Source organism: Streptomyces sp. AHU1, assembly GCF_045343905.1.
GTDB lineage: Bacteria > Actinomycetota > Actinomycetes > Streptomycetales > Streptomycetaceae > Streptomyces > Streptomyces triticiradicis.
In genome coordinates, this window is sequence record NZ_CP174283.1 from 1,698,240 (window position 1) to 1,714,611 (window position 16,372).

General features: G+C 74.0%; 18 protein-coding genes. 6 read left to right on the plus strand and 12 right to left on the minus strand.

Annotated features, from left to right (window positions below; translation table 11 throughout):
* Positions 1 to 65: 65 nt before the first annotated feature.
* Positions 66 to 581, minus strand: a complete 516-nt coding sequence (locus tag ACICHK_RS07770) for an immunity 21 family protein (protein WP_406836342.1) — start codon at positions 579 to 581, stop codon at positions 66 to 68.
* A gap of 121 nt (positions 582 to 702) precedes the next feature.
* Positions 703 to 1,221, minus strand: a complete 519-nt coding sequence (locus ACICHK_RS07775; RefSeq protein WP_406836343.1) for a rhodanese-like domain-containing protein — start codon at positions 1,219 to 1,221, stop codon at positions 703 to 705.
* A 185-nt stretch (positions 1,222 to 1,406) separates the two neighbouring features.
* On the opposite strand from ACICHK_RS07775, the gene ACICHK_RS07780 reads away from it, so the two are divergent.
* Positions 1,407 to 1,853, plus strand: coding sequence for an Lrp/AsnC family transcriptional regulator (locus ACICHK_RS07780; RefSeq protein ID WP_406836344.1), 447 nt, complete (start codon positions 1,407 to 1,409; stop codon positions 1,851 to 1,853).
* 19 nt (positions 1,854 to 1,872) lie between these two features.
* Here the strand turns inward: ACICHK_RS07780 and ACICHK_RS07785 are convergent, their stop codons facing one another.
* The 5 genes from ACICHK_RS07785 to ACICHK_RS07805 all read right to left on the minus strand — a co-directional run bounded on the left by ACICHK_RS07785 (position 1,873) and on the right by ACICHK_RS07805 (position 8,229).
* Entirely contained in the window at positions 1,873 to 4,875 is a 3,003-nt protein-coding gene (locus tag ACICHK_RS07785; RefSeq protein ID WP_406836345.1) for an AAA family ATPase, read from the minus strand.
* Between the two features lie 55 nt (positions 4,876 to 4,930).
* On the minus strand, positions 4,931 to 6,094 hold the full coding sequence (locus tag ACICHK_RS07790; protein WP_406836346.1) for an exonuclease SbcCD subunit D: 1,164 nt from the start codon (positions 6,092 to 6,094) through the stop codon (positions 4,931 to 4,933).
* A 109-nt stretch (positions 6,095 to 6,203) separates the two neighbouring features.
* Positions 6,204 to 6,830: a YigZ family protein gene (locus tag ACICHK_RS07795; protein WP_151470573.1), complete on the minus strand. Its 627-nt coding sequence runs from the start codon at positions 6,828 to 6,830 to the stop codon at positions 6,204 to 6,206.
* Between the two features lie 125 nt (positions 6,831 to 6,955).
* Positions 6,956 to 7,498 (minus strand): SixA phosphatase family protein, encoded by a 543-nt coding sequence (locus tag ACICHK_RS07800; protein ID WP_406836347.1) that lies wholly within the window; start codon positions 7,496 to 7,498, stop codon positions 6,956 to 6,958.
* Positions 7,495 to 8,229, minus strand: coding sequence for a hypothetical protein (locus ACICHK_RS07805; RefSeq protein ID WP_406836348.1), 735 nt, complete (start codon positions 8,227 to 8,229; stop codon positions 7,495 to 7,497). Before ACICHK_RS07805 ends, ACICHK_RS07800 begins: the two co-directional genes overlap by 4 nt.
* Positions 8,230 to 8,384: 155 nt before the next feature.
* Between ACICHK_RS07805 and ACICHK_RS07810 the strand changes: the two genes are divergently transcribed.
* Both ACICHK_RS07810 and ACICHK_RS07815 read left to right on the plus strand, forming a co-directional pair.
* Positions 8,385 to 8,792, plus strand: a complete 408-nt coding sequence (locus ACICHK_RS07810; protein WP_151470576.1) for a CoA-binding protein — start codon at positions 8,385 to 8,387, stop codon at positions 8,790 to 8,792.
* A gap of 112 nt (positions 8,793 to 8,904) precedes the next feature.
* Positions 8,905 to 9,345 (plus strand): GNAT family N-acetyltransferase, encoded by a 441-nt coding sequence (locus ACICHK_RS07815; RefSeq protein WP_406836349.1) that lies wholly within the window; start codon positions 8,905 to 8,907, stop codon positions 9,343 to 9,345.
* Between the two features lie 13 nt (positions 9,346 to 9,358).
* Here the strand turns inward: ACICHK_RS07815 and ACICHK_RS07820 are convergent, their stop codons facing one another.
* Positions 9,359 to 10,225, minus strand: coding sequence for an alpha/beta fold hydrolase (locus ACICHK_RS07820; RefSeq protein ID WP_406836350.1), 867 nt, complete (start codon positions 10,223 to 10,225; stop codon positions 9,359 to 9,361).
* 295 nt (positions 10,226 to 10,520) lie between these two features.
* Here ACICHK_RS07820 and ppk2 point away from each other — a divergent pair, with 295 nt between their 5' ends.
* Complete coding sequence (gene ppk2, locus ACICHK_RS07825; protein ID WP_406836351.1) at positions 10,521 to 11,447, plus strand: polyphosphate kinase 2; 927 nt, start codon at positions 10,521 to 10,523, stop codon at positions 11,445 to 11,447.
* Positions 11,448 to 11,519: 72 nt separating this feature from the next.
* Here the strand turns inward: ppk2 and ACICHK_RS07830 are convergent, their stop codons facing one another.
* Positions 11,520 to 11,879, minus strand: coding sequence for an ArsR/SmtB family transcription factor (locus tag ACICHK_RS07830; protein WP_406836352.1), 360 nt, complete (start codon positions 11,877 to 11,879; stop codon positions 11,520 to 11,522).
* A 61-nt stretch (positions 11,880 to 11,940) separates the two neighbouring features.
* On the opposite strand from ACICHK_RS07830, the gene ACICHK_RS07835 reads away from it, so the two are divergent.
* Positions 11,941 to 13,146, plus strand: coding sequence for a cation diffusion facilitator family transporter (locus ACICHK_RS07835; protein ID WP_406836353.1), 1,206 nt, complete (start codon positions 11,941 to 11,943; stop codon positions 13,144 to 13,146).
* Positions 13,147 to 13,212: 66 nt separating this feature from the next.
* Here the strand turns inward: ACICHK_RS07835 and ACICHK_RS07840 are convergent, their stop codons facing one another.
* The gene (locus tag ACICHK_RS07840) at positions 13,213 to 13,773 is read right to left on the minus strand and encodes a YbaK/EbsC family protein (RefSeq protein ID WP_406836354.1); all 561 of its coding nucleotides are present in this window, start codon (positions 13,771 to 13,773) and stop codon (positions 13,213 to 13,215) included.
* Positions 13,774 to 13,801: 28 nt separating this feature from the next.
* Positions 13,802 to 14,374, minus strand: coding sequence for a helix-turn-helix domain-containing protein (locus ACICHK_RS07845; RefSeq protein WP_406836355.1), 573 nt, complete (start codon positions 14,372 to 14,374; stop codon positions 13,802 to 13,804).
* Between the two features lie 93 nt (positions 14,375 to 14,467).
* Between ACICHK_RS07845 and ACICHK_RS07850 the strand changes: the two genes are divergently transcribed.
* Positions 14,468 to 15,325: an EamA family transporter gene (locus tag ACICHK_RS07850; RefSeq protein WP_406836356.1), complete on the plus strand. Its 858-nt coding sequence runs from the start codon at positions 14,468 to 14,470 to the stop codon at positions 15,323 to 15,325.
* A gap of 122 nt (positions 15,326 to 15,447) precedes the next feature.
* Here the strand turns inward: ACICHK_RS07850 and ACICHK_RS07855 are convergent, their stop codons facing one another.
* Positions 15,448 to 16,266 carry an acyltransferase gene (locus ACICHK_RS07855; RefSeq protein ID WP_406836357.1) on the minus strand — a complete coding sequence of 273 codons (819 nt, stop codon included), beginning with the start codon at positions 16,264 to 16,266 and terminating at the stop codon, positions 15,448 to 15,450.
* Between the last annotated feature and the right edge of the window lie 106 nt (positions 16,267 to 16,372).

The window sequence follows — 16,372 nt, forward strand, 5'->3', positions numbered from 1 at the left end:
CGGCCCCGCGCGGCGGCCGCTCCCGGCCGCCGCGCGATGTCACCCGGAGTCCGGGTGCCCCGGCGTCAGGGCGTCAGCCGACGCAGCTGTACGAGTCCCACCCAGGTCTCGGGTCCCGGTTCGACGCGGGCCGCGCGGACCCCGTACCGGCCCGGTTCGAGCACCACCCTCAGGTGGTCGGTGTTCTCGGAGGCGGTTCCCGGCCAGGCGGCGTCGAAGAGGACGACGGGGCCGGGCACCGTCCATTCCACCTCCGGCTCCCAGGCGGCCTGCGCCAGCGCCGCCGGGACGACGGCGAGCAGTTCGTCCTCGGAGTCGGCGGCGCACCAGCGCACGAAGGCGCCGTGCTCGGGGAGGTAGGTGGTCGAGGCGGGGTCGTCGCCGAGGACCAGGGCCCTGGTGTCGCCCACGGGCAGGAGGCCGATGAACCCCTCGACGTCACAGGCCCGGTCGTAGTCGCAGGACATGTCGTCGCCGTCGGCCCCCGCCCAGAACGGGAGCACCGTCTCCGGAATCGCTATGAGCGGCCCGCCGCCCGACTCCACCCACTGGACCGCACCGGGGTCCGCGTATCTTGGCATGCGCAGAAGTTACACGGCACGCGTCCGCCCCCGCAGGGCAGCCCGCTCCCGGGAAACCGGATCCGGACACCGGCCCGGACGCGGGACCCGGGTCTTCGGAACGGCCCCCCTTTCCCCGGGGTCAGCAGCCGCAGTCCTCAGCGTCCACGGGCGCCGTCAGCGGGTCCGCGGCGCGGTGTTCGATCCCCTGCCAGGTCTCGAACTCGAAGCCCTCGCGCGCCCAGTACTCGAAGCCGCCGAGCATCTCCTTGACCTGGAAGCCTAGTTCGGCGAGGGCGAGGGCGGCGCGGGTCGCGCCGTTGCACCCGGGTCCCCAGCAATAGGTGACGACCGGCACCGACCTGTCCAGAAGCCGCTCGGCCTGCTCGGGGATGAGCGCGGTGGGCAGATGGACCGCTCCGGGGACGTGGCCCTGGTCCCACGAGGCGGTGGAACGGGAGTCGACGACGACGAACCCGGGGTCGCCGCCGGCCGCGAGGGCCGCGGCCACGTCGGACACGTCCGCGTGGAAGGCGAGGCTCGCGCCGAAGTAGGCGGCGGCCGCGGCCGGGGACGCCGGCGGCACCCGCAGGACGGCGTTCGCCGTCGGCGTGGAACCGGTCGGCGTGGCGTTCGTGGTGCCCTCGGCAGTCGCAGTCATGATCGGCCTTTCTCGGTCCGTGGCCCCGCCGGACGGATGCCGCCCTTGCCATCGAGGTGCTTCCTGCGCACCGCGTCCCGCGGGACTTCCCGACCAGAAATCTATGTCGTCCGCCCTCCGCCCTGAAGTGACGATCCCCGGCAGTACGGTTGATCGGCCGGGGATTCCCCTGGTATCCATCGAGGATGACCGCGTATTCCCCGGACGCCACCGACTGGCGCATCCTCGACGTCCTCCAGCGCGAGGGCCGGTCCAGCTTCGCCGAGCTGGCACGGGCCGTCTCCATGTCACCGAGCGCGGTCACCGAGCGGGTGCGCCGCCTGGAGGAGGCGGGCGTCATCCAGGGGTACGCGGCCGTCGTCGACCCCGAGAGCCTCGGACTGCCGATCCTGGCGTTCGTCCGGCTCAGATATCCGAACGGCAACTACAAGCCGTTCCACGACCTCGTGGAGGTCACACCCGAGATCCTGGAGGCACACCACGTCACGGGCGACGACTGCTTCGTCATCAAGGTCGCGGCACGGTCGATGGGCCATCTGGAGACGGTGTCGGGCAAGATCGGCGCGCTCGGGTCGGTGACGACGAGCGTCGTCTACTCCTCGCCCCTGCCACGCCGGCCGCTGGGCCGCTGAGACCGCCCCGGCGCCCCGCTCACTCCCGCGCGCCCCGCTGCCGTACGACCGACCCCGTTCTCCCCTTCACGACCTCCAGCTGGGCGTGGACGCGGCGGCGCAGGTCCCCGACGTGGCTGACGATGCCGACGCTGCGGTCGCGTTCCCGCAGCGAGTCGAGGACGTCGAGCACCTCGTCGAGGGTCTGGTCGTCGAGACTTCCGAAGCCCTCGTCGATGAAGAGCGTGTCGAGCCGTACCCCGCCGGCCTCGTCGGTGACCACGTCCGCGAGCCCGAGGGCCAGGGCGAGGGAGGCGAAGAAGGTCTCGCCGCCGGAGAGCGTCGCCGTGTCGCGCTCCCGTCCGGTCCAGGCGTCCACGACGTGCAGTCCGAGTCCGCTGCGTCCGCGGCCCGCCCGGTCGTCGGAGTGCACCAGGGTGTAACGCCCCGAGGACATCCGCTGGAGGCGGACGGTCGCGGCGGCGGCGACCTGTTCCAGACGCGCGGCGAGGACGTACGCCTCCAGACGCATCTTGCGTTCGTTGTCCGCCGACGTGCCCGCCGCCAGACCCGCGAGGCGGGCCACACGGTCGTACTCGTCGCGCAGCGGGGCGAGTCGGCGGCCTTCTCCGGCGGCGCGGGCGGAGAGCGCGTCCAGCTCTTCGCAGCGCCGGGCCGCCGCGTCCCGCGCCGACGCGGTGTCCCGCAGCCGCCGGGCGGCGGACTCGGCGGACCGCTCGGCGGACCGCAGGTCGACGGCCGGGCGCCGGGCCGCGGCCGCGGTGTCGGCCTCGGCCAGTACGGCACGCACCGAGGACTCCTCCGACTGCCACTCGTCGAGCCGCTGTTGGAGATCGCGGTGGGCGGCGGCGTCGAGCAGCGCGGCGGCCGCGGCCCCCGGGGTGTCGAATCCGGCGCGGAAGGCCGCGTCGGCGAGACGCGCGTCGGCGTCCTTGAGGCGTCGCGCGACGTCCTCCGCCGCCCGGGCACCGTCCGCGGCCTCGGTGAGCAGCGCGACCTGCCGCTCCAGTTGCGTGGCCCGCTCGGTCACGCTCCCCGCGAGGCCCCGGGCCTGCTCCAGTTCCCCCTCCAGCGAAGCCTTCTCGCGATCGAGGGACTCCCGGTGCGAGGCTCGCGCGGCGACCCTGCGTACGGCCTCCTGCCGGGCGGCCAGCCGCCGCTCGTGTTCGCGCTCGGCCTGCTCGCGGGCCTCGCGCGCGGCGTGCAGCCCGGAGGCGACCGTCCGGGCCTCGGCGTGCAGCCGGTCCAACTCCTCGGCCTGCTCGGCGAGTCGCGAGACGGGCGCGTCACCCCCCTCGGCGGTCGCGGCGGCCAGCGCCTCGCGTACGACACCGAGCCGGCGCTCGGCCTCGGCCCGCTCCTCGTCGGCGCTCCGGTGGGCGGCGAGAGCCCGCTCCTCGGTCTCGCGGTCGACGTGGCCCGCGGTCTTCCGGGCGGGCGCCGGATGTTCGGTGGCACCGCACACGGCGCAGGACTCGCCGTCCACCAGATGGGCGGCGAGTTCGGCGGCGATGCCCTGCAGACGCTGTTCCTTCAGGTCGAGCCAGTGGGCGCGCGTCCGCGTCGCGTGCTCGCGCGCGGCCAGGCTCCGGGCGTGGGCGGTCTCGGTGTCCCGGGCCAGCTCGTCGCGCAGCCGGGCCGCGGCGAGCCGCTTGAACGCGGGTTCGCGCTGGACGGCGAGCTGCTCGGCGCGCGCCGCGGCCTCCTGCGCGGTGTCGATCCGCGCCTCGACGGCGGCGCGGGTCTCCTCCCAGTCGGCGAGCCAGCTCTCGGCGTCCTGGAGGACGTCCTCGTCGGCGCGTTCCTGACGGTCCAAGGAGGCGCGCTCCGCGCCGAGTTCACCCAGGCGCCGCTCGGCGCGGCGGGCCGACTCCAGGCCGCCCAGTTCCTCGGCGGCCTTCCGCGCGGCGGCCGCGAGACCGGCCGCCCCGGCACCGGCGAACGTCTCCGGCAGGGCGGCACGCGCGCGCGCTTCCTCGGCGACCGCGCGCCGGTGCTCCGCTTCGGTGGCGTCGCGCAGGTCGAGCGCGGGGGCCACCGCCTCGGCCTTGCGCGCCCGCTCCATGCGCGTCCGGGCGTCCCGGTGGGCGTCGGCGCGCTGTTCCAGACGTGCGGCGCGCTCCTGCGCCTCGGTGAACCTGCGCTGCAGCCGGTCCACTTCGCGTACGTCGTCGAGCGCGCGGCCGGCCGCGGCCTGCGCCGCTTCCGCGGCCTCGCGGGCGCAGTGGGCGACGGCCAGCACCTCGCGAGCCGTGCTGCGGGCGACCGCGGCCCAGACGAGCACCGACTCCGCGAGGCCCGGATCGCCGGGCGCGAGGTCGGGCAGCGGCTCCTCGGCGGCGGGCCCGGCCGCCTGGTGCATCCGGTGCGCGTGTGCCAGCAACGCGGTGTCACCGGCCCGCACTTCGGCCTCGGCGGCACGCCGGCGCTCGGCGAGGCGCTTCTCGACCTCGGCGAAGCGGCGGGTGTCGAAGAGCCGGCCCAGCAGTTTGCCGCGGGCCTCGGCGTCGGCCCGCAGGAAGCGCGCGAAGTCCCCCTGGGGCAGCAGCACGACCTGGCAGAACTGCTCGCGGCTCATGCCGAGGAGCTGGGTGATCTCCTCGCCGATCTCCTGGTGGGAGCGGCTGAGGTCCTTCCACGAACCGGCCGCGGAGTCGTACGCGCGCAGCCAGCTCTGGGCCTTCTCCGTGGTCGTGCCCGTGCCGCGCTTCTTGGGGCGCTCCCAGGGCGGCTGCCGGGTGACCTCCAGCCGGCGTCCGGCGACGCTGAGTTCGAGGCGGATCTCGGTGCGGGTCTCCGGCGCCGCGTGGTCGCTGCGCAGGCCGAGGCCCTGACCGCTCTGCCGGGCACCGGGAACCGCTCCGTAGAGCGCGTAGCAGACGGCGTCGAGGACGGAGGTCTTGCCCGCGCCCGTCGGTCCGTGCAGCAGGAAGAGCCCGGCGGCGGACAGTTCGTCGAAGTCGACCCGCTGGGCACCGCCGAACGGGCCGAAGGCGGTGATGTCCAGGCGGTGCAGCCTCATCGGTCTCCCCCGGTCTCGGGGCGGGCGGCCCCCTGGGTGTGCGGCGGGTGTGGTGTCACCGGGCGGTCTCCCGTGCGGTCTCGTCGGCCCGGACGGCGTCGAACGCGTCCCGGAGCACGGCCTGTTCCCGGGTGTCGGGGCCCGCGCCGCGCACGTGGGCCACGAAGTCCTCGGCGATCTGCTCCTCGCTGCGGCCCGCGATCCGGCGGGCGTACGAGACCTCCGGGGCCTGCGGCGGGCGTTCGGGGGCGAAGACGAGGCTGAGCGTGTGCGGGAAGCGCTCGGCCAGCCGCGCCATGGGGTCGGCGGGCCGGACCGGGTCGGTGAGGGTCGCCTCGACCCAGGCGTCCGTGTGGCGCTCCAGCTCCGGGTCGGCGAGCAGGTCCTCCAGGTGTCCGCGGAGGCGGGCGAGCGGGCGGGGCACCGGGCAGTCGATCCGCTCGGCGGACAGGAAGCCGTCGGGGCCGAGGTCCACGAGCCACATGCTCTTGCGGTGGTCGGCCTCCGAGAAGGAATACGGCAGCGGGGATCCCGAGTAGCGCACGCGCTCGGCGATGGTCTGGCTGCCGTGCAGGTGGCCGAGCGCGGTGTAGTCGACGCCGTCGAAGACCCCGGCGGGCACGGAGGCGACGCCTCCGACGGTGATGTCCCGCTCGCTGTCGCTCGCCTCGCCGCCGGTGACGAAGGCGTGGGCGAGGACCACGGAGCGGGTGCCCCGCGCACGGCCGGCGAGGTCGGCGCGGACCCGGTCCATGGCGGCGGCCAGCACCGTCTCGTGACCCGCTCTCTCCACCCCGAACTCGTCCTTCACCAGGGCGGGTTCGAGATAGGGGAGGCCGTAGAAGGCCACGTCGCCGTGGGCGTCGGCCAGCACCACGGGGGTGCCGCACGCCGCGGGATCGGTCCGCAGATGGATGCCCGCGCGCCCGATGAGTCCGGCGCCGACGCCGAGCCGGCGCGCCGAGTCGTGGTTCCCGGAGATCATCACGGTGGGCACCCCGAGATCGGCCAGCCGGTGCAGGGCGTCGTCGAAGAGCTGGACCGCGGCCAGGGGCGGGACGGCACGGTCGTACACGTCTCCCGAGACGACCACCGCGTCCACCTCGCGCTCGCGCGCGGTCGTGACGAGATGGCCGATGAAGCGGGACTGGGCGTCGAGCATGTTCACCCGGTGGAACGCCCGGCCCAGATGCCAGTCGGAAGTGTGCAGGAGCCTCATGATCCCCGAAGAGTATCGGCCGGGTCCGACATCACGGGCGGTTACTCCCGTATCAGCCCGCCGTGACCACCACCGAAGGGCGGTCGTTTGGTCGCGATCGCCCGGATCGTCACGCGTCTCCGTAGGCCTCCCCGCCCAGCTCGAAGCCCGCCGTCCCCGCGGTCACGTCCGCCAGCCAGGCCCGGAAGGCCTCCACATCGGCGTCCGGCAGCCCGATCTCGATCGTGACGGCCTCGCCGTAACGCACATCACGCACCTCGCGGCCGGTGGACCGCAGATCGTTCTGCACCTTGCCGGCCCGCTGGTGGTCGACGGTCACCGTGGCCAGCCGGAACCGGCGGCGGGTGATCGTGCCCATCGCGTCCAGCGCCTCGCCCACCGAGCCGCCGTACGCCCTGATCAGCCCGCCGGCGCCCAGCTTGACCCCGCCGTAGTAGCGGGTGACGACGGCGACGACGTACCGCATGTCCCGGCGCAGCAGCATCTGGAGCATGGGGACGCCCGCGGTGCCGCCCGGCTCGCCGTCGTCGCTCGCCTTCTGCACGGCGCCGTCGGCTCCGATGACGTACGCGAAGCAGTTGTGCGTGGCGTCCGCGTGTTCCTTCCTGACGGCCGCGACGAAGTCCTGGGCCTCCCGCTCGGTGGCGGCCGGGGCGAGGGCGCACAGGAAACGGGAACGGTTGACCTCGGTCTCGTGCACGCCCGCGCGGGCCACTGTGCGGTACTCGTCCTGCATCACGCCAGCGTATGCGCTGCGCGCGCGTCCGCCCGACGGGCCGGACGCGCGGGGCCGACGGGCCACCGGACGGGAAGGAGTCCTGACCCGTGGGACCCGTCACCCGGGCGCGCGTCGGCCGGGATTCACTCCTTCCCGCCCCTCGGCACGACGACGTCCGTCAACAGCGCGTCGCCGGGGCCGAGTTCGTGCCAGGAGCTGCCGTGCCAGACCAGGACCGCGACGGCCGAGGTCGGGAACTTCGTCCGGACCCGGTCCAGCGTGTCGTCGAAGCCGTCCCCGGCCAGTCCGAGGACCAGCTCCTCGAGTCCGGGGTTGTGCCCGATCAGCAGCAGGGTCCGTACCCGCTCGGGGACTTCGCCGACGGCTTCCAGCAGCTCCGGCACCTCCGCCCCGTACAGCCGCCCGTCGAACCGGACGGGCGGCGGAGTGGCCCACTGCCGTGCCACCAGCTCCCAGGTCTCCCGCGCGCGTACGGCGGTCGAGCACAACGCGAGGTCCGGCATCAGGTCGGCTTCCGCCAGGGCGCGTCCGGCGGCGGGGGCGTCGCGGCGGCCGCGCGCGGCGAGCGGCCGCTCGTGGTCGGGCACCCGGTCGGGCCAGGCCGATTTGGCGTGCCGCAGGACGACCAGTCTCCGCCTCGGGCCCGAGGCCGCGCGCGCGTTCACAGCGGCGCCCCGATCTCGCGGGTGAGTTCGAGGCCGAGCAGCCGGTCGGCGTAGGCGTACGTCTCGAACCGGGCGCCCTCCGGGATGCCGGAGTCCTCCACCGACCGCAGCACGTCCAGCACGGTGAGCACGTCCAGGTCGTCCTCCCACGCGGCGCGCAACCGCAGGCGCACGTCCTCGGGAACCGGTCCGGAGGGCCGTTCCGCCCAGCCGGCGACGGCGGCGCGCCAGCGCCCGAGCGTGTCCTCGGCCTCCGCGAGGACCTCGGCGTCCAGGCTCAGCGGGAGATCCCGCCGCCGCGCGAGCAGCGCCAGCCGCAACGTGGTGGGATCCCCGGGGACGGGGGCGGGACCGCGCCCGCTGTCGACGGGCGCCACCTCGACGCGCGGCCCGTCCGTCATGGCGGCCCCCTGAGCCACGACGTCGACGGTCCACGCCGCCGCCGGCCCCTCCTCCGTGTCCCGGTGATCCTCGAACGGACGGATCCCGAGCCCGGCGGCGCGCGCCCGGAGCCCCGCCCCGTTCTCGGCGGCCGCCGGGAACGGGGCCAGCGTCGCCCAGACGGCGTTGCCGCCGATCTCCAGGGCCCGCACCAGGACGTCGGCGACCAGGAGCACCCGCAGACCCGTGGTGTCGGCCCCGGGCGGGTGAGCGTGGACGCGGACCAGACCGCGGCGGGAGGGGGCTGCGTCGACGGGTTCGCCCGTGCGGGCGTCGAGGATACGGAGCACGGGGCGAGCCTAGGCGGACGCACGGACGGGCGCGGGGAGGTGGGGACCGTTCCGGACACGCGGTCGCGCCGCGGACGCCCGGCGCGAGGAATCATGGTGCTGCGCTCATCGTTGAGGAGAAGAGCGGACACCGACCGATTCCCTGGAGGCCTGGCGTGTACGGCGACGCAGAGACGATCCGTAAGATCCTCACCGAGCGGGGCGACACCTGGGCGATCGTCGGGCTCTCGTCGAACCGGCACCGCCCGGCCCACGGCATCGCCCACCTCCTCCAGCGCCACGGCAAGCGGATCGTGCCCGTGCACCCGAAGGCCGAGACCGTCCACGGGGAGAAGGGGTACGCCTCGCTCGCGGACATCCCCTTCGAGGTCGACGTCGTCGACGTCTTCGTGAACAGCCACCTCGCGGGGCCGATCGCGGACGAGGCCGTCGCCATCGGCGCCAAGGCGGTCTGGTTCCAGCTCGACGTGATCGACGAGGCCGCGTACGAGCGGACGCGTGCCGCCGGACTCGACATGGTGATGGACCGCTGCCCGGCCCTGGAGATCCCGCGACTGGGCTGACCCGGCGGAGCGGTCCCGTGGACCGGCGGACCGCCGCTCGGTGAGCCCACCGGAAAAGGCCCCGGGGAAAAGGCCGTTGACGTCACGCGGCCCGCGCGGGTTTCCTGCTCGGGTGACCGTTCTTCGCGTCGAAGCGCCGGACGACGAGGCCCGCCTCGCGGACTGGCGGCACGTCCACAATGTGATCGTCCCGCCCGCCGCCATGTCGCTCGACGAGGTGCGCGGGCGCGCCCGGCGCTACCGTCTGGAGGTCGCCTACCTCGGCGACGTCCTCGTGGGCTGCACCACCGTGCGTCCGCCCGCCGACGGCGGCGCGACGGCGACCGTGATCGCGCGCGTGCTGGCCGAGCACCGCGGTCGGGGCTTCGGCGGAGAACTGTACGCACGTGGTCTGGAGCAGGCTCGCGCGCTGGGGGCCCGGGTGATCGAGACCGTCGTCCTCGCGGCCAACGAGGACGGACTGCGCTTCGCCCTGCGGCACGGCTTCGCGGAGACCGAGCGCTACGTCCTCCCCGGGGAGAGCGCGGAATGGATCGACCTGAGGCTGGGCTGAGCCCCGGATCGTCCTATCCCCCGTCGTGACGGTCGGCCGCCCGGTCGAGGAACCCCGCGACCGTCTCGCGCAGGGCGTCGGGGGCGTCGAGCCACGGGAAGTGGCCGGCGCCCGGCAGGACGGCGAGTTCGGCCCGGGGGAACAGGTCCGCGACCGCGGCGGCCACGCGCGGCAGCGGGCCGCTGTCCAGCTCGCCCGCGACGAGCAGCACGCGCGCGTCCCAGGCGGCCACGACGGCGCGGGCCTCGGCGGGCCGGAAGGCGCCGGGACCGGTGTAGCGCTCGGCGGCCTCCTCGTTGTACTGCTCGACCTCGCTCGCGGCGTGTTCCTTAGCCGCCGCGTCCCAGCGGCCGTAGAAGAACGGGAGGGCCGTGTCCACGTCGGCCTCCGTCGCGGTACCGTCCCAGAGCCGTGTGTACGCGTCGTGCGCGCCCTCGAACCAGGGTTCCGCCTTGCGCAGCGCCGCGCCCTCCGCACGGTGTTCCGGGGTGAAGTCGACGCCCAGGGCCCGCGCCCGTCCGGTGATCATGGTGAGGGTGCGGACGCGCCGCGGATGGCGGACGGCGTAGAGGAGCGCGAGGTCGCAGCCCGCCGAGTGGGCGAGCAGATCGACCCGGTCGAGTCCGAGGTGCGCCCGGAAGGCCTCGACGTCGTCGACCTGCCGGTCGCAGCGGTACGTCGCCGGGTCGGCCGGGAGCGCCGAGTCGCCGGTGCCCCGCAGATCGAGCGCGTGCAGCCGGCGGTGCCGCGTGAGCCCGCCGAGGTCTCCCAGGTAGGCGGAGGCGCGCATCGGTCCGCCGGGCAGACAGAGCAGTGGTTCGCCCTCACCCCTCGCGTGATGGGCGAGTCGGGTTCCGTCGGGCGCGATGAAGGTCGGCACGCCGGCCATCCTCATCCGCACGGCACCGCACGGGCAAGCGATATGACGTTCCGTCAATTTCTTTGGCCCATGGGGACGCCGCCCGTCGAGGCCGCGCGGGCCTCCCGGATCCGGCTCGCGCCGCCTTCGCCTCCGGTTCTCCCGCCGTACGCCTCCGATTGCTTCCATCGGGGACGGACCGCATCGCGTTCCTCGTGGTGGCGTACGGGATCCGTGCGATCGTCCCGCGATTCCACCGAAACGGCGGGAACGGGGTGATCGGCGGACAATCGGAGCACGGGAAGAGGAGGGCGGGATGACGGAACTGCCGGCGGGGATGCGGGTGGACCACACCGACCACGACGACCCCGTACTGGTCCGGCCGGACGGCAGCCCGGTGGACACCTGGCGGGAGAACTACCCGTACGAGCGGCGCATGGAACGCAAGGAGTACGAGTGGCACAAGCGGCTCCAGCAGATCGAGCTGCTGAAGCTGCAGAGCTGGATCAAGGAGACCGGCCGACGGCTCGTCGTCGTCTTCGAGGGACGCGACGCGGCGGGCAAGGGCGGCACGATCAAGCGGTTCACCGAGCATCTCAACCCGCGCGGCGCCCGGGTGGTGGCACTGGAGAAGCCGACCGAGCGGGAGCGCGGGCAGTGGTACTTCCAGCGGTACGTGGAGCACCTGCCGACCGCGGGCGAGATCGTGATGTTCGACCGGTCCTGGTACAACCGGGCGGGCGTGGAGCGCGTGATGGGCTTCTGCACCGACGACGAGTACCGGCGCTTCATGCGGCAGGCGCCCGCCTTCGAGCGGATGCTCGTCGACGACGGCGTGGACCTGGTCAAGTTCTGGTTCTCGGTCTCCCAGAGCGAGCAGCGCACCCGCTTCACGATCCGTCAGGTCGACCCGGTGCGGCAGTGGAAACTGAGCCCCATGGACCTGGCCTCGCTGGACCTGTGGGACGACTACACGGCGGCCAAGGTCGCCATGTTCCGCGAGACGGACACCGCGCAGGCGCCCTGGACCGTGGTGAAGAGCAACGACAAGAAGCGGGCCCGCGTCGAGGCCATGCGCAGCGTCCTGGCCCGCTTCGCCTACACCGACAAGGACGAGGAGGTCGTCGGCAGCCCCGACCCGAGCATCGTGGGCGCGGCGGCGAACCTGCTGGAGGAGGGCGAGGACGACATCCCGCCCGCGGGTGACCGCGCGTCCACGGCCGACAGCACGCTCAGGCGCTGACCGCCGCGCCCGCACGCGGACCCGGCCGCGCGCCGGTCTCGGTCATGTGCCGGTCTCGGTCATGTGCCGGTCTCAGTCGTGTGCCGGGCGGCCGGAGAGCCGGTGGTCGGCAAGGCTCAGCGCCTCGTCGACCACCCGGCGCAGATGACCGTCCCCGAGCGAGTAGATCACCCTGCGCCCCTCCTTCCTCGTGTTCACGAGCCCGGCGAGACGGAGGCGGGCGAGGTGCTGGCTGACGGCCGGACGGGCCGCCCCGCACGTCTCGGTCAGCGTCGCGACATCGGCCTCGCCGCCGGTCAGGGCGTGCAGCAGCGCGAGGCGGGTGCGATCGGCGAGGAGGGCCAGGAGTTCGGCGGCGAGTCCGAACTGTTCCTCGCCCGGGGTGCGCGGGTGCGCATCGTGCGCAGGTGATAGGTGCATGCGTGCGCTCATACGCACATAATGGCGTCGTGGACACCAGCGCGTCCACTCCCGCTCACGGAAGGGGACGCACGTGAACGACCGGCACGACCACGAGCACGAGGACACCGACCAGCCGGAGCACGGACACGGGCACGGGCACGGAGACACCGGTCGGTCGGCGCACGGGCACGGCCACGGCCACACGGACCGGAAGGGTCACGCCCACGGAGACGGAGGCGACCACCGTCCCCACTCCCCCGGCCGGCCGCACCCGCACCCCCACCCGCGTGCGGGCGGCCACGGCCACCCGCACGGCCCCGGGAGCCGACTGCGCCATCTCCTCACCCCGCACTCCCACGAAACGGCCGACAAGCTCGACTCCGCGCTGGAGGCGTCGGCCCGGGGCATGCGGGCGCTGTGGGTCTCCCTGACCGTCCTCGGCGCGACGGCCCTGGCGCAGGCGGTCGTCGTCGTGCTGTCGGGGTCGGTCGCGCTGCTCGGCGACACCGTGCACAACACGGCCGACGCGCTGACCGCCCTGCCGCTCGCGGTCGCCTTCACGCTGGGCCGCCGGGCGGCGACACGGCGCTTCACCTACGGCTACGGAAGGGCGGAGGACCTGGCGGGCATCACCATCGTGCTGACGATCGCCGCCTCCGGCGCCTTCGCGGCCTGGGCGGCGGTCGGCCGGCTGCTCGACCCGGAGCCCGTCCGGCACCTTCCGGCGGTCGCGGTCGCCGCGCTCGTCGGCTTCGCCGGCAACGAGTGGGTCGCCCGGTACCGCGTCCGCGTCGGGCGCGAGATCGGCTCGGCGGCCCTGGTCGCGGACGGGCTCCACGCCCGTACCGACGGATTCGCCTCGCTCGCGGTGCTGGTGGGGGCGGGCGGCGCGGCCCTCGGCTGGCGGCTCGCCGACCCGCTGGTGGGACTGGCGATCACCGCCGCGATCCTGCTGGTGCTGCGGGACGCGGCCCGGGAAGTCTTCCGCCGCGTGATGGACGCCGTGGAGCCGGAGCTGGTGGACCGGGCCGAGCGGACGCTGCGGCAGGTCGCGGGGGTGCGTGACGTGGGTGAACTGCGGCTGCGCTGGATCGGGCACAGACTGCGCGCCGAGGTGGCGGTCGTGGTGGACGGCGAGGCGACCGTACGGCACGCCCACGACATCGCCGTGGACGCCGAACACGCCCTGCTGCACGCCGTCCCGAGGCTGACCGCCGTCCTGGTCCACGCCGATCCGGCACCGGCGCCCGGCGAGGCGGACCCGCACCGGGCCCTGGCACATCACACCGCCGCGTGAACGGGGCGGCGCCCCCGTCGGGAACGGACACCCGCCGGGCGTTCACGCCTCACGGACGGAAGGGCGTCATCCGGCGACGCCCAGTCCCTCCAGCACCACCGCGTTCGGCAGTTCCGCGAACGCCCCGCCCGGCACCAGGAGTTTGCCGCGCCGACGGCCGCTGCCCACCAGGACGTACGGCAGCCTCACGACGGCCGGGTCGACCAGCACCGGCCAGTCCCCCGGGAGTCCGACGGGGGTGATGCCGCCGTACTCCATGCCGGTCTCGCCGGTCGCGACGTCCATCGAGGCGAACGAGGCCTTCCGAGCGCCCAGTTGACGCCGTACGGCGCCGTTGACGTCGACGCGGGCGGTGGACGGGACGACACACGCGGCGAGCGTGGTCCCGCTGCCGCGCCGGCCCGCGACGACGACGCAGTTGGCCGACGTGTCCAGCAGCTCCTTGCCGTAGTGCTCGACGAAGACGGCGGTGTCGGCCCACTCCGGGTTCGTGTCGACGTAGACGATCCGCTCGGCGGGGGTCTCACCGCGCCACCCGCGTACCGCGTCGGCCACGGGGCCGACGAGTTCGTCCAGGTGGTCGGGGGCCGGGAAGGCGTGGTCGAAGTGTCCGATGGGCGCGCGCATGGCGGCACGCTAACAGCCGCGCGGAGCCTCAGCGCACGAGCGGGACCGACACGGCCATGACCATCTCGACCGGGACCTCGCCCTTGTTGGCGTACGTGTGGGGGGTGTCGGCCTCGAACGAGACGCTCGCGCCCTCGGGAACGTGGTGCTCGACGCCGTCGACGGTGAGGGTCATGTCGCCCGCGAGGACATGGACGAGTTCGACGGTGCCGCTGGGGTGCGGGTCGGACGGACTGCCCTCGCCCGGCATGAGCCGCCAGTCCCACATCTCCAGCGGGCCGGGCGCCTCGGTTCCGGCCAGCAGCCGGTTGTAGCTGCCCGTCTCGGTGTGCCACAGCCGTACGGCCTGGTCGGCGGGGACGATCCGGACCTTGGGCCCCTGCTCGTAGTCGAGCAGGGTGGTGATGCTGACGCCCAGCGCGTCACCGATCTTGACGACGGTCCCCAGGCTGGGATTGGTCCTGGCCTGCTCGATCTGGATGAGCATGCCGCGGCTGACTCCGGCGCGGGCGGCGAGCGCCTCCAGGGTGAAGCCGCGCTCGGTGCGCCAGCGCTTCACGTTGCGCGCCAGGGATTGAGTCAGCAGATCGAGATCCGACACATTCCGTCCAATATTTTGAATGACAGAGTTCAATCAGGTGGACTATCGTGTGGTGCACCCGATCGTTCACCGAACTGTACTGCGAGGCTCCCCGTGACAGCACTCTTCGCCCTGGCCACCAGCCTCCTGTGGGGCCTGGCCGACTTCGGCGGAGGCCTGCTGACCCGGCGCGCGCCCGCCCTCACGGTGGTCGTCGTCTCCCAGTCGATCGCCGCGGTGGTCCTGGGGGCGATCGTGCTGGCCACCGGCGGCTGGAGCGCGGCGGGACCGCAGCTGTGGTTCGCGGTCGCCGCGGGCCTGGTGGGACCGGTCGCGCTGCTCTCCTTCTACAAGGCGCTCGCGCTCGGGCCCATGGGCGTGGTCTCGCCGCTCGGCTCGCTGGCCGTGGCCGTCCCCATCGGCGTCGGCCTGTTCCTCGGGGAGCGCCCGGGTCTGGTGCAGATCGCGGGCATCGCGGTCGCCGTGGCGGGCGTCGTCCTCGCGGGCGGACCCCAGCTGCGGGGCGCGCCCGTGCAGCGGCAGGCCATCCTCCTGACCCTGGTCGCGGCCGCCGGTTTCGGCACGGTGTTCGTGCTGATCGCGGAGGCGTCGTCGTCGGTCACCGGGCTCTTCCTGGCCCTGTTCGTGCAGCGCGTGACCAATGTCGTCACCGGCGGCGCGGCGCTGGCCCTCTCCGTCCGGCGCGGCGGGCGGGCCCTTCCCGAGGGGGGCTTCCCCTGGGCCTCGCTGCCCGCGCTCGCCTTCGTGGGCCTCGCCGACGTCGCCGCCAACGGCACGTACTCGGTCGCGGCCCAGCACGGTCCGGTCACCGTCGCCGCCGTCCTCGCCTCGCTCTACCCGGTGGTCACGGCGCTGGCCGCGCGCGGTGTCCTCAAGGAGCGGCTGCGGGCGGTGCAGGCCACCGGAGCGGCACTGGCGCTGGCCGGCACGGTCCTGCTGGCGACGGGCTGAGCGGGCTCCACCGCGGCGGCCGGCCGGACCTGCCCGGCGGCCGGGACGCGCCGGGACACCTCACCGGGACCGCGGCCCGCCCGCCCCTCCCGGGCCAGGACCCGGCGCGGGCCGTCCCCGTCTCAGGACTCGGCGCGGACGTCCCCGGACTGCGCGTGCACGTCCTCGGCCACGTCCCGCACGTCGAGATCCAGCTCCGCGAGCCGCGCGACGGTCTCCTCGTCCAGTTCCGCGAGCGCGTGCAGCTGCTCGGAGGTCACCCCGTCGGGAATCGGCACCGGCGGCGGTGTGCGCAGCGGCGGCTGCCATCCGGCCACCGGGTCCCAGCGCCGGACGACCTTCGCGGGAGCACCGGCGACGACGGAGTGGTCGGGCACCGTGCCACGGACCACCGCGCCCGCGGCGACCACGACGTTCCGTCCGATCCGCGCGCCGGGAAGGATCACGGCGTTGGTCCCGATCCAGCAGCCGGGCCCGATCTCCACGGGCTCCATCCGCGGCCACTGCTTGCCGATGGGCTCGTGCGGATCGTCGTACGAGTGGTTCGTGGAGGTCACGTACACATAGGGCCCGAAGTAGCAGTCGTTGCCGATCGTGACCGTCGTGTCGGCGATGACGTGGCTGCCGCGGCCCAGCACGACGCCGTCCCCGATGCGCAGGATCGGGTCGGGACCGAGGTCCAGATCGGGCATCAGGCCCGCGGTCAGCGTGACCTGTTCGGCGACGATGCAGTACGAGCCGAGGTGGATCCAGGGTTCGCCGAAGACCGTGCCCAGCGGGAAGGCCAGTTTGGTGTTCTCGCCGATGGCGCCGAAACGGAACCGGCCCGGCCGCTCGGCCGAGACCGTACCCGCGCGCCGCATCCAGGCCCAGCCCGCGTGGACGGCGCGCTGCGCGAGACGTCGCCGCCATGATGAGAACGTGTTCTTGCTCCTGGACACGCGTTCACGGTACTCAGGGCGGGGCACCCGATGTGATCACACGGCTGTGATCTTCGCCCCACCGGAGGTACGCGGGGGTGATGGCATACGGTGCCCGGTGTACCCA